We start from the raw sequence: 12,134 nt of genomic DNA on the forward strand, positions 1-12,134 counted from the left end.
CGACAGTGGGTGCCCTGCCCACCGTGCGCCGGTATGGATCCTCGCGGGTAGCATGACGTCGTCCCGTGGCACCTCGCTTCTCATCTGGAGTTCCCTCGCGTGAGCACCCCCCGCCCGGCTGCTGTCATCGTCCTCGCCGCGGGTGAGGGCACCCGCATGAAGTCCTCGACACCCAAGGTGCTGCACCGCATCGGTGGTCTGACGCTCGTCGGCCACGCGATCCGGGCCGCCCGGGAGACCGGGGCCGAGCACGTCGGCGTGGTGGTTCGCCACGAGCGTGACCGCGTCGTCGAGCAGTGCGCCGCCCTGGATGCCGGGCTCGTCATCGCCGACCAGGACGACGTCAAGGGCACCGGGCGCGCCGTCGAGTGCGGCCTCGAGGCGCTGCCGGCAGACCTGTCGGGCACGATCCTCGTCACGTACGGCGACGTTCCGCTGCTCACCGGCGACACCCTCGTCCAGCTCACGGTGTCGCACCAGGAGTCGGGGAGTGCGGTGTCGGTCGTCACGGCGCACCTGGCCGACCCCACCGGGTACGGCCGGGTGGTGCGCGATGCGCAGGGCCGGGTCGAGCGCATCGTCGAGCACAAGGACGCCACCGCCGACGAGCTGGCCCTGACCGAGATCAACTCCGGGATCTACGCGTTCGACGCCCAGGTGCTGCGCGACGCGCTCGCCCAGGTCGGCACGGACAACGCCCAGGGTGAGAAGTACCTGACCGACGTCATCTCCATCGCGCGCGATGCCGGCCGCCCGGTGCGGGCCCACGTCATCGGTGACCGCCTCCAGACCGAGGGCGTGAACGACCGCGTCCAGCTCGCCGAGCTCGGCCGTGAGCTCAACCGCCGCGTGTGCGAGCGGCACATGCGGGCCGGAGTGACGATCGTCGACCCCGCGACGACGTGGATCGACGTCGACGTCAGCATCGGCCAGGACGCGACGATCCTGCCCGGCAGCCAGCTCCTCGGGGCCACGAGCATCGGCCCGGATGCCGTGATCGGGCCCGACTGCACCCTCACCGACACCGAGGTCGGCGCCGGGGCCAGCGTCACCCGGGCCGTCACGAACCTCGCGGTCATCGGCGACGGGGCCACGGTCGGGCCTTACTCCTTCCTGCGCCCGGGCACCCGCCTCGGCGCCCGGGGCAAGATCGGCGGGTTCGTCGAGACCAAGAACGCCGACATCGGTGAGGGTGCCAAGGTGCCCCACCTCACGTACGCGGGCGACGTCACGATCGGGGCCGGCGCCAACATCGGTGCCGGCACGATCTTCGCCAACTACGACGGGGTGGCCAAGCACCACTCGGTCATCGGCAGCCACTCCTTCGTCGGGTCGAACTCGGTCGTCATCGGCCCGGTCGACGTCGCCGACGGTGCCTACGTCGCTGCCGGGTCCACCCTCACCCAGGACGTCGAGCCGGGCGAGATCGCCGTGGCCCGGGGCCAGCAGCGCAACGTGAGCGGCTGGGTGGCCCGAGCCAGGCATGGAACGGCGACCGCGGCGGCAGCCGCCGCGGCCCAGAAGGCGGGCGAACGGCATCCGAGCCCTGCGACGACCACCGCGGAAGGTGACCAGCCATGAGCAGCAACCGACCGCCGTCGGCCAACATCCGCAAGCGCCCCAAGAAGCAGCTCATGCTCTTCTCGGGGCGGGCCAACCCCGAGCTGGCGCAGGAGGTCGCCGCGCAGCTCGGCACCGAGCTCGTGCCGACGAGCGCCTACGACTTCGCCAACGGCGAGATCTACGTGCGCTTCGAGGAGTCGGTGCGCGGGTCGGACGCCTTCGTCATCCAGAGCCACACCAACCCGATCAACGAGTGCATCATCGAGCACCTGCTCATGGTCGACGCGCTCAAGCGGGCCAGTGCCAAGCGGATCACCGTGGTCATGCCGTTCTACGGATACGCGCGCCAGGACAAGAAGCACCGTGGGCGCGAGCCGATCAGCGCGCGCCTCATCGCCGACATGTTCAAGACCGCCGGGGCTGACCGGCTCATCTGCGTCGACCTGCACACCGACCAGATCCAGGGGTTCTTCGACGGGCCGGTCGACCACCTGATGGCCATCCCGATCCTCAGTGAGTACGTCGCCACGAAGTACGGCGACCAGGACCTCGCGGTGGTGTCGCCGGATGCCGGCCGCATCAAGGTCGCGGAGCAGTGGTCCAAGCGTCTCGGCGGTGCTCCGCTGGCGTTCATCCACAAGACGCGCGACATCAACCGGCCGAACGAGATGGTCGCGAACCGGGTCGTCGGTGACGTGCGCGACCGGGTGTGCGTGCTCGTCGACGACATGATCGACACCGGCGGCACGATCGCGAAGGCCGCCGACGCGCTGAAGGCCGACGGGGCCAAGGCCGTCATCATCGCGGCGACGCACGCGATCCTCAGTGACCCGGCGGTGGAGCGACTGCGCGACTGCTCGGCGGTCGAGGTGATCGTCACGAACACGCTGCCGATCCCGCCCGAGAAGCAGATCGACGGCATCACCGTGCTCTCCATCGCGCCGCTCATCAGCGCAGCGGTCAAGGAGGTCTTCGAGGACGGGTCGGTGACCAGCCTGTTCGGCGGCCGCGCCTGAGCTGCTCGATCAGGTGTCGGCGGCCTTGCGTGCGCGATAGGCCGCCACGTTGGCCCGCGTGCCGCACGTGCCGTCGCAGAACTTGCGTGAGCGGTTCTTGCTGAGGTCGATGATGAGGTCGTCGCAGTCGTCGCCGGCGCACACCTTGAGCCGGTCGATCGCCCCGGCGCGGATGACGTCGACCAGGGCCATGCCGACCTCGACGGCGATCCGGTCGGCGATCGGCGCGTCGTCCGGGGTGGCGTGGATGTGCCAGTCGAAGTCGCCGTGGCGGACGAGCTGGGGGAGTGCGCGGCCCTCGCGCAGCAACGCGTTGGTCGCCTCGACGAGGTCGTCCTCGGGCAGTCCCCAGATCTGCCGGATCCTCGGGCGCAGCCGCCGCACGGCGTCCGCCTCGGCCTCGGTGCTCGGGTGGCGACCGGTCCACTGCCATCCGTGCATCCACTCGACGAGCGCTGCGACGTCGGGCAGGTCCTCGCGGTGCTCGCTGCCCAGGGCGGGGCCGGTGTTGACCAGGGCCGCAGCGTGCATGAGCGTCATGTCCGTGTCATAGGTGAAAATCATCTTGACTCCTGACAATTGCGGCAGCTAACGTCATCATCAACAGTCTACTTTGCTCCTGACACATCCGCCGCGAACCCGCGCCGGCAGGGCGCTGTCACGAGAAGTCGAGGAATGTCATGGTCGAGGCGATGCGGCGGCACGTCGGTCTGGGTCTGATCGCGATGCTCGCGTCCTGCGCGGCGTTCGGCACGTCCGGGCCCTTCGCCAAGTCCCTGATGACCGCTGGCTGGAGCCCCGGCGCGGTGGTGCTCATCCGCATCGCCGGCGCGGCTCTCGTCCTGGCGCCCTTCGGGCTGTGGAGCATGCGCGGGCGATGGGGAACCCTGCGCAGTGAGCTGCCGCTCGCGGCGTTCTACGGCACCCTGGCCGTCGCCGCCGCCCAGCTCGGGTACTTCCAGGCGGTCTCCCGGATGCCGGTCGGCGTGGCCCTGCTCATCGAGTACCTCGGCATCATCATCGTCGTCCTCTGGGTCTGGGCCCTGACGCGGCGTGCGCCCCACCGGCTGACCGGGGTCGGCATCGTGCTGGCGCTCGCCGGGCTCGCGCTCGTGCTCGACGTCACCGGCCAGAGCACGCCCAGCCTCGTCGGTGTGCTGTGGGGCCTGCTCGCCGCCGTCGGGCTGGCCGGCCACTACGTCCTCGCGGGTCGGCCGACGGCGCTGCCGGCCGTCGCCTTCGCCGGCGTCGGCCTCACCTCCGGCGCCGTCGTCCTCGCTCTCGCAGGCCTGATCGGGGTGCTGCCCATGGAGGCGGGAGCCTCGACCGTCGTCATCGCCGAGGCCAGCGCACCGGCCTGGGTGGCGTTCGCCGAGCTCGTGCTCGTCGCGGCGGCGCTCGCCTACGTCCTCGGCATCCTCGGGGCCCGTCACCTGGGCTCGACGCTCGCCTCGTTCGTCGGCCTCACCGAGGTGATCTTCGCCGTGGCCTTCGCCTGGGTCCTGCTCGGTGAGCTGCCCGGCCTGATCCAGCTCGTGGGCGGCCTGGTCCTGCTCTCCGGTGTGGTCGCGGTTCGTCTCGGCGAGCGCGACGAGGCGCGGGCGGCATCCCACGCCACGACGCACGCCGGCACACCGGGCGGGCACGACGAGCCAGCCCGACCCGATTTCGAGGTTCACTCGCCCGTCGCCTAGACTCGCCGGGTTGCCTCGGCGAGGGACGTCGTACCGGCCACTGGTGTCCGGCAGGCCGCGTGAGCGGTCGACGAATCCGTGATCGACGCTGGCGGACGCAGATCCCGTTCGGATCCGCGGACGAACGCGCGCTCATCACAGATCGGTGCCACGTCCCGCGTCGAGGACCACTCGCCCGCCGTCCTCCCCACAGCTCAAGGAGCGCCACCATGTCCGACCTCACCCTGAACGCCGAGACCCGCACCCAGTTCGGCAAGGGCGCGGCTCGCAAGATCCGCCGCGACCACAAGATCCCCGCCGTCATGTACGGCCACGGTGCCGACCCGGTGCACATCACCCTCGCTGCCCACGAGACGATGAAGGCGCTCAAGACGAGCAACGCCCTGCTCACCATCGTCCTCGACGGCAAGGAGCAGCTCGCCCTGGCCAAGGACGTGCAGCGCGACCCGATCAAGCCGGTCATCGAGCACATCGACCTGGTCGTCGTGCGCAAGGGCGAGAAGGTCACCGTCGACATCCCGGTCCACATCGAGGGTGACGCTGCTCCCGACACCATGGTCATCACCGACAGCACGAGCCTCGAGCTCGAGGTCGAGGCCACCCACATCCCCGAGGGCATCACCATCTCGATCGAGGGCCTCGAGGCCGGCACGCAGATCCTCGCGGGCCAGGTCGAGCTGCCCAAGGGCGCCACGCTCATCACCGACGCCGAGACCCTCGTCGTCAACGTCACCGCGCAGGTCTCCGAGGAGGCCCTCGAGGCCGAGCTCGCCGACGCCGAGGCCGAGGCCGGCATCGAACGCGAGGAGTCCGACGAGGCTGCTGCCTCCGACAGCGACGCCTGAGCCTGGCTCACTCTGACGTGACTGACGTCGGGGCCCGGTCCGCACGGACCGGGCCCCGACGTCGTCCGCACCGGACGGCATCCCGACCGGGCGGCATCCGACCGAAAGGCATACTGGCGCGATGAGCGACAGCGGACCCTGGCTCGTCGTCGGGCTCGGCAATCCCGGCCCCACGTACGCCGGCAACCGGCACAACGTCGGCGCCATGGTCATCGACGAACTGGCCCGGCGCACCAGCAGCAGCCTGCGCACCCACAAGGCCCGCGCGGTCGCCGCGCAGGTGCGCCTGGGCACCGGCCCCGGGGGAGTGCCCGGCCCGTCGGCCGTAATCGCCGTACCGAACTGCTTCATGAACGAGTCCGGTGGGCCGGTCTCGGCGCTGGTGCGCTTCTTCTCCGTCATCCCCGAGCGGGTGGTCGTCGTCCACGACGAGCTCGACCTCGACGAGGGCACGATCCGCCTCAAGCGTGGTGGTGGTGAAGGTGGCCACAACGGGCTGCGCTCGATCAGCAACTCGCTCGGTACCAAGGACTACCACCGGGTGCGGGTCGGCATCGGCCGCCCGCCGGGGCGCATGGATGCCGCCGACTACGTCCTGCGTGACTTCGCGCCGACCCAGCGCAAGGAGCTGCCCTTCCTCCTCGACGAGGCCGCGGATGCCGTGGAGTCCCTCGTCACGCTCGGTCTGCTCGACGCGCAGCAGAAGGTCCACGCACCGCGCTGACCGGCTGCGTGACGGCGGGGGTCAGCCGCTGAGCTGGGCCCACTGTTCCCTCAGGGCCGCGACGGCGTCGTCGAGGCTGAGGTTGAGCCGCCGACTGGCACCGGCATAGGTGCGTGCGGCGGCCTCGACGGCCGTGGTGGGATCGGCGAGGTGCCGTTCCGGCACGGCCGCGACCACGGTGCCGTGCCGCACCCGTGACACGACGAGCCCTTCCGCCTCGAGCTCGCGGTAGACGCGGGCGATGGTTCCCGGTGCCAGGGCGAGGTCGGCAGCGAGCTGGCGGATGGTCGGCAGGCGAAAGCCCTGCGGCAGGGCGCCCATGACGATCATCTCGGCGAGCTGGGTGCGCACCTGTTCGTAGACGGGCACCGCTCCCGACGGGTCGACGTCGATGATCATGACGGTGGTGGCTCCGACGGGCCGGAGGGGGCGCAGTGGTCGCAATGGGCGGCAGGGACGGCGTGGACGGGCTGCGTGGCCCCGACCGTGTTCGTCGAGAGCCGCCGGCCGCGGGCGGAGGGTGCCCACACGGCCACCCACGCACCGCTGAGCAGGGCCGCGACAGTGATCAGGAGCGCCCAGGGCGTGGACGTCGAGGGCGGGGCGCCGTCGGGGTGGGCTGCGAGCAGGGCGAATCCCGTCAGCGCGGGGTAGGACGACACCGCGCTGGCCGAGGTCGGCATCGAGGTGGACAACTGGGGGGTCTGGCCCGAGCGGGTGGTCTCGGTCGACACGCACGAGCGCGGCCTGACGGTCACCGATGCGGTGCTCGTTCCTGACCGCCTCGGCCCCGGGGGGCACAGCACCCTGAACGTGTCGCTCACCGTCGACTGCTCTGTCCGGACCGGCCAGGAGTGGCAGGAGGTGTTCGACACCGGGTCGGTCGCCGGCGATGGTCAGCAACCACGCCTCACGGTCCGCACCCAGCGTCCGTGGGGGTCCGTCGCGCGCACGTGGGACACCGACGCGGTCGGTGTGGTCGCCTTCAACGTCTGCCTTCCCGACTCGCTGGACTGAGGCTGTCGGTAGGCGCGACTACAGTGTGCGGCGATGTCCTCGCTGTCCGCCCTGCGCTCCCACGTCGCTGCACTGCCCGGTACCCAACGGCTGCAGGAGGCCCTGAGCGTCCCCGGCGCCGAGGTCACCGCCACCGCTCCGCCCGGCGCCCGATCGGCGCTCATCGCCGCGCTCGCGGCCGCCGCGTCAGACCGAGCCGCCACCGCCCCGGTGCTCGCGGTCACCGCGACCGGGCGCGAGGCCGAAGACCTCCAGGCCGCGCTCGAGGCCAGCCTGGGCTCGGGCCGTGTCGGCCTCTTCCCCAGCTGGGAGACCCTGCCGCACGAGCGGCTCAGCCCGCGCAGTGACACCGTCGGCCAGCGCCTGTCCGTGCTGCGTCGCCTGGCCCACCCGGATGCCGGGGACGCCTCCCACGGCCACCTCGCCGTCGTCGTCGCCCCCGTCCGGGCGGTCCTGCAGCCGATCGCCAAGGGTCTGGGTGACCTACGCCCCGTCGCGCTCCGGGCCGGCGACGAGCGCCCCCTCGAGCAGGTCGTCGAGGACCTCGCCGCAGCCGCCTACGCCCGCACCGACCTCGTGGAGCGGCGCGGTGAGTTCGCGGTGCGCGGTGGCATCCTCGACGTCTTCCCGCCGACCGAGGAGCACCCGCTGCGCCTGGAGTTCTGGGGCGACACGGTCGAGGAGATCCGCTGGTTCAAGGTCGCCGACCAGCGCTCGCTCGAGGTGGCCGAGCATGGGTTGTGGGCACCGCCGTGCCGCGAGCTGCTGCTCACCGACACCGTGCGCGAGCGGGCGGCCGCGCTGGCAGACCGGCTGCCCGGCGCCGTCGACCTGCTCGAGAAGCTCGCCCACGGCATCGCGGTCGAGGGCATGGAGTCGCTGTCCCCGGCCCTCGTCGACGGCATGGAGACGCTGCTCGACGTGCTGCCCCAGGGGTCGCTGCTCGTCACCTGTGACCCCGAGCGGGTCCGCACCCGCGCCCACGACCTCACCTCGACCAGCCAGGAGTTCCTCGAGGCCGGCTGGGCCAACGCCGCGAGCGGCAACGTCGTGCCGATCGACCTGCAGTCCGTGCTCGGCACGGCGTCGTTCCGGACCCTGGCCGAACTGCGAGCCCAGGCCCGCGACCTCGGCGTGCGCTGGCTCGACCTCACCCCGTTCGTCGGCGACGAGGACGGCGACGTGCTCGACCTCGGCCTCGAGGTCTCGCCCACCTTCCGCGGTGACACCGACGCCGCCGTGACCCACCTGCGCGACCTGGTGGCCGACAACTGGTCGGTCCTGGTCTCCACCGAGGGGCCTGGCCTGGCCAAGCGGGTCGCCGAGGTGTTCGCCGAGCACGACGTGCCCAGCCGCCTGGTCAGCGCGGGCGGTGACGCCGGCAGCGGTGGCGCCCAGCCGGCATCCGGCGTCGTGACGGTGACCACGGGGGCCGCCGGCCCGGGGTTCCTCGTGCCGGCGCAGCGCCTCGCCGTCATCACCGAATCCGACCTCACCGGGTCGGCGGGTGGCGCGGGAACCTCGACCAAGGACATGCGGCGGATGCCGTCGCGTCGCCGCAACCAGGTCGACCCCCTCGCGCTGCAGCCGGGCGACTTCGTCGTCCACGAGCAGCACGGTGTCGGCAAGTTCGTCGAGATGGTCCAACGCACCGTGGCGGCCGCGACCCGCGAGTACCTCGTCCTCGAGTACGCACCCTCGAAGCGGGGGCAGCCCGGGGATCGGCTCTACGTGCCGACCGACCAGCTCGACCAGGTCACCCGGTACGTCGGCGGTGAGCAACCGACCCTGAGCAAGATGGGTGGCTCGGACTGGCAGCAGACCAAGAGCCGCGCCAAGCGCTACGTCAAGCAGATCGCGGCCGAGCTCATCCGGCTGTACTCCGCGCGGATGGCGACGACCGGGCACGCGTTCTCGCCCGACACCCCGTGGCAGCGCGAGCTCGAGGACGCCTTCGCCCACATCGAGACGCCCGACCAGCTGAGCACCATCGACGAGGTCAAGGCCGACATGGAGCGCTCGGTGCCGATGGACCGGCTCGTGTGCGGCGACGTCGGCTACGGCAAGACCGAGATCGCCGTGCGGGCCGCGTTCAAGGCCGTGCAGGACGGCAAGCAGGTCGCCATCCTGTGCCCGACGACCCTGCTCGTGCAGCAGCACGCCAACACCTTCGCCGAGCGGTATGCCGGGTTCCCGGTCGTCGTGAAGGCGCTGTCGCGCTTCCAGAGCGACAAGGAGGCCAAGGCGGTGCTCGCCGGGCTGGCCGACGGCTCGGTCGACCTCGTGATCGGCACCCACCGTCTGCTGTCGAAGGAGGTGCAGTTCAAGGACCTCGGCCTCGTCGTCATCGACGAGGAACAGCGCTTCGGTGTCGAGCACAAGGAACAGCTCAAGGCGCTGCGCACCTCGGTCGACGTGCTTGCGATGTCCGCGACACCGATCCCGCGCACGCTGGAGATGGCCGTGACCGGCATCCGGGAGATGTCGACGCTCGCGACGCCGCCCGAGGAACGCCACCCCGTCCTCACCTACGTCGGGGCGTACGACGAGAAGACCGTGACCGCCGCGATCCGCCGTGAGCTGATGCGCGAAGGGCAGGTCTTCCTCGTGCACAACAAGGTGTCGACGATCGACAAGGCCGCCGCACGGCTGCGCGAGCTGGTGCCCGAGGCTCGGGTCGCCGTCGCCCACGGGAAGATGGGCGAGCACCAGCTCGAGCAGGTCGTCGTCGACTTTTGGGAGAAGCGCTTCGACGTCCTCGTCTGCACGACGATCGTCGAGACCGGGCTGGACATCTCCAACGCGAACACCCTCATCGTCGAGCGCGCCGACCGCCTCGGCCTCTCGCAGCTGCACCAGCTGCGCGGCCGCGTCGGGCGTGGGCGCGAGCGCGCCTACTCGTACTTCCTCTACCCGCCGGAGGTGCCGCTCAGCGAGACCGCGCTCGACCGGCTCCAGACGATCGCGAGCAACACCGACCTCGGCTCGGGCATGCGGGTGGCGATGAAGGACCTCGAGATCCGCGGCGCCGGCAACCTGCTCGGCGGCGAGCAGTCGGGGCACATCGCCGGAGTGGGTTTCGACCTGTACGTCCGGCTCGTCGGTGAGGCCGTCGCCAGCTTCCGCGGTGAGAGCGACGAGACCCCGACCGAGATCAAGATCGAGCTGCCCGTCGACGCGCACCTGCCGCACGACTACGTGCCGCACGAGCGGTTGCGCCTGGAGATGTACAAGAAGCTCGCCGCCGTCGTCGATGCGGCCGAGCTCGCCGAGATCGAGGCCGAGCTCGTCGACCGCTACGGCACACCGCCCCAGGCCGTGGTCAACCTGCTCGAGGTGGCCCGGCTGCGCACCGTGGCCCGGGCCGCGGGCATCGCCGACATCAGCGTGCAGGGCAACCACGTGCGCTTCGGCCCGGTCGAGCTCCGCGAGAGCCAGGAGCTGCGGCTCATGCGCCTGCACCCCGGGTCGATCATCAAGCCCGCGCTCGGCACCATCCTCGTCCCGAAGCCGATGACGGCCCGCGTCGGCGGGCGTCCGGTGCGTGATCGCGAGGTGGTGTCGTGGGCTGGTGAGGTCATCTCGTCGGTCGTCATGGACAATGTGGCTCAGGCCGCCGCGGTGGCCGCCTCCCGTGCGTAGCGGGGCCCGCTCTCGAAAGGACAGCTCGTGACTCTCTCCGTTCGCCGCTCCCTCGCGGTGCTCGCGCTCGGCGCCGCGCTCGTGAGCGCCGGCTGCTCGGTCAACCGGGCCGAGACCGCGGCCGTCGTCGACGGGAACGTCATCACCGAGGGCCAGCTCCAGGTGGCCATGGCCCAGGTCAACTCCATGGAGCCGGCGCTGCTCCAGGAGCCCCTCACGCCGAGCGGCGCGCTGACCGCGCTCGTGCAGGCACCGGTGGTTCTCGACGTCCTCGCGGACAAGGGCATCGTCGTCTCCGACACCCTCGCGACCCGTGAGGCGCAGGGCCGTGGGGTGGCCAACCCGAGTGGTGAGACGCTCCAAGTCATCCGGTTGGCCTCCGCCATCACCGCCGCCCAGCAGTCCGGTCAGATCACCGAGGCCGACGGCGCGGCGATCACCGAGGCGATGGGGGCCCTCGACGTCGAGGTCAACCCGCGGTACGGCACCTTCGCGCCGGAGACCGCGTCCATCCAGCTGACGGCCCCGGAATGGATCAAGGCCGAGGAAATCCCCGCGCCGTGAGCGCCGTGCCCGGCGCGCCCAGCGGGCGCCTCGGGATGCTCGTCACCTCTCCCCGGGTGGCTCCGGGTCTGCTCTCGCACGGTGCCTGGCAGGTCGTCCAGGGCTGCGCGGTTCGGCTGGCCCGCTCATTCGACGAGCCGGTGGCCCAGGCCGTCGAGGAGGCCGGGTTCACCGTCGAGGAGGTCGGTGACGCGTCGCCGCCCGAGCTGGCGCGGCGTCTGGTGGACCTCGCCGGTGCCGTGTCGGTCGTGTGGCTCGGGAGTGCTGACGGTGACCCGGGTCTGGCGGATGCCGTGGCGGCCGAGGTCTCACGGCTCGCGACCCCGCCCGAGGTCGAACTCGTCGTCGGGTCGTGGGACGTCCAGGGCGGGCGCCTGCTCGACGTCGTCGCCACCATGGACCGGTTGCGCTCACCCGGCGGCTGCCCCTGGGACGCCGAGCAGACCCACGAGAGCCTGGCGCCCTACCTCGTGGAGGAGGCCCACGAGGTGCTCGACGCCATCGCTGGCGGCGAGCGCGGTCACCTCGCGGAGGAACTCGGTGACATCCTGCTCCAGGTGGTCTTCCATGCTCGGGTCGCCGAGGAGGCGGGGGAGAGCGCGTTCGACATCGACACCGTGGCCGGGCTGCTCGTCGACAAGCTCGTCCGCCGGCATCCCCACGTCTTCGCCGACGGGGATGCATCCACCCCGGCCGAGGTCGAGGCCGCCTGGGAGAGCATCAAGGCCGTCGAGAAGGGTGGTGTCGCGGGGGGTGAGTACCGCGACGACCTGCTGCACGGCATCCCGACGTCGTTGCCCGGGGGGCTCGCGGCGGACAAGGTGCTCTCCAGGGTCCGCCGCCGCGGGTTGACGCCCGACCCGGATGCCGTGGCGCGCGTCGAGCGTGCTCGCGCGGCTCTCGCCGCGGCTGAGTCCGAGGTGCGGGCTGCCTTGGGCGCGCTCCAGCCCTGAGCGCTGCCCTGGGCGCGCTCCAGCCTTGAGCGGAGCCCGCACCTCGCAGCCCCGGCCGTTCGGGTCACAGCCATGGCGGAGTTGTTTCGAGTGGCGGCTTGCTTGATTCAGCAAGG

General features: G+C 71.4%; 12 protein-coding genes. 9 read left to right on the forward strand and 3 right to left on the reverse strand.

What is annotated here, in order from left to right:
• Window positions 1-99: 99 nt before the first annotated feature.
• Together glmU and C8E84_RS14845 are read left to right on the forward strand one after the other, a co-directional pair.
• On the forward strand, window positions 100-1,581 hold the full coding sequence (gene glmU / locus C8E84_RS14840; protein WP_159903305.1) for a bifunctional UDP-N-acetylglucosamine diphosphorylase/glucosamine-1-phosphate N-acetyltransferase GlmU: 1,482 nt from the start codon (window positions 100-102) through the stop codon (window positions 1,579-1,581).
• Window positions 1,578-2,579: a ribose-phosphate diphosphokinase gene (locus tag C8E84_RS14845; RefSeq protein WP_159903307.1), complete on the forward strand. Its 1,002-nt coding sequence runs from the start codon at window positions 1,578-1,580 to the stop codon at window positions 2,577-2,579. The genes glmU and C8E84_RS14845 overlap by 4 nt, the downstream gene beginning before the upstream one ends.
• 9 nt (window positions 2,580-2,588) lie before the next feature.
• Here the strand turns inward: C8E84_RS14845 and C8E84_RS14850 are convergent, their stop codons facing one another.
• Window positions 2,589-3,119: a CGNR zinc finger domain-containing protein gene (locus C8E84_RS14850; RefSeq protein ID WP_246196965.1), complete on the reverse strand. Its 531-nt coding sequence runs from the start codon at window positions 3,117-3,119 to the stop codon at window positions 2,589-2,591.
• A gap of 140 nt (window positions 3,120-3,259) precedes the next feature.
• Here C8E84_RS14850 and C8E84_RS14855 point away from each other — a divergent pair, with 140 nt between their 5' ends.
• From C8E84_RS14855 to pth, 3 genes are all read left to right on the forward strand, one after another.
• Window positions 3,260-4,273 (forward strand): EamA family transporter, encoded by a 1,014-nt coding sequence (locus C8E84_RS14855; RefSeq protein ID WP_159903311.1) that lies wholly within the window; start codon window positions 3,260-3,262, stop codon window positions 4,271-4,273.
• Window positions 4,274-4,482: 209 nt separating this feature from the next.
• A complete protein-coding gene (locus C8E84_RS14860) occupies window positions 4,483-5,118 on the forward strand; it encodes a 50S ribosomal protein L25/general stress protein Ctc (protein WP_159903313.1) in 636 nt (211 codons plus the stop codon).
• A 121-nt stretch (window positions 5,119-5,239) separates the two neighbouring features.
• Window positions 5,240-5,842 carry an aminoacyl-tRNA hydrolase gene (pth, locus tag C8E84_RS14865; RefSeq protein ID WP_159903315.1) on the forward strand — a complete coding sequence of 201 codons (603 nt, stop codon included), beginning with the start codon at window positions 5,240-5,242 and terminating at the stop codon, window positions 5,840-5,842.
• 21 nt (window positions 5,843-5,863) lie between these two features.
• Here the strand turns inward: pth and C8E84_RS14870 are convergent, their stop codons facing one another.
• Together C8E84_RS14870 and C8E84_RS14875 are read right to left on the reverse strand one after the other, a co-directional pair.
• The gene (locus C8E84_RS14870; protein WP_159903317.1) at window positions 5,864-6,241 is read right to left on the reverse strand and encodes a GntR family transcriptional regulator; all 378 of its coding nucleotides are present in this window, start codon (window positions 6,239-6,241) and stop codon (window positions 5,864-5,866) included.
• Window positions 6,238-6,537 (reverse strand): hypothetical protein, encoded by a 300-nt coding sequence (locus C8E84_RS14875; RefSeq protein ID WP_159903319.1) that lies wholly within the window; start codon window positions 6,535-6,537, stop codon window positions 6,238-6,240. The genes C8E84_RS14870 and C8E84_RS14875 overlap by 4 nt, the downstream gene beginning before the upstream one ends.
• Here C8E84_RS14875 and C8E84_RS14880 point away from each other — a divergent pair.
• From C8E84_RS14880 to C8E84_RS14895, 4 genes are read left to right on the forward strand one after another with little or no spacing between them, the layout of a single operon-like run.
• A complete protein-coding gene (locus C8E84_RS14880; protein WP_159903321.1) occupies window positions 6,530-6,859 on the forward strand; it encodes a hypothetical protein in 330 nt (109 codons plus the stop codon). The two genes, C8E84_RS14875 and C8E84_RS14880, sit on opposite strands and share 8 nt — an antisense overlap.
• 33 nt (window positions 6,860-6,892) lie before the next feature.
• A complete protein-coding gene (gene mfd / locus C8E84_RS14885; RefSeq protein WP_159903323.1) occupies window positions 6,893-10,501 on the forward strand; it encodes a transcription-repair coupling factor in 3,609 nt (1,202 codons plus the stop codon).
• Window positions 10,502-10,528: 27 nt separating this feature from the next.
• Window positions 10,529-11,065: a hypothetical protein gene (locus C8E84_RS14890; RefSeq protein ID WP_159903325.1), complete on the forward strand. Its 537-nt coding sequence runs from the start codon at window positions 10,529-10,531 to the stop codon at window positions 11,063-11,065.
• The gene (locus tag C8E84_RS14895) at window positions 11,062-12,018 is read left to right on the forward strand and encodes a nucleoside triphosphate pyrophosphohydrolase (RefSeq protein WP_246196966.1); all 957 of its coding nucleotides are present in this window, start codon (window positions 11,062-11,064) and stop codon (window positions 12,016-12,018) included. Before C8E84_RS14890 ends, C8E84_RS14895 begins: the two co-directional genes overlap by 4 nt.
• Window positions 12,019-12,134 lie beyond the last annotated feature (116 nt).

It is taken from the genome of Ornithinibacter aureus (assembly GCF_009858245.1).
GTDB lineage: Bacteria > Actinomycetota > Actinomycetes > Actinomycetales > Dermatophilaceae > Fodinibacter > Fodinibacter aureus.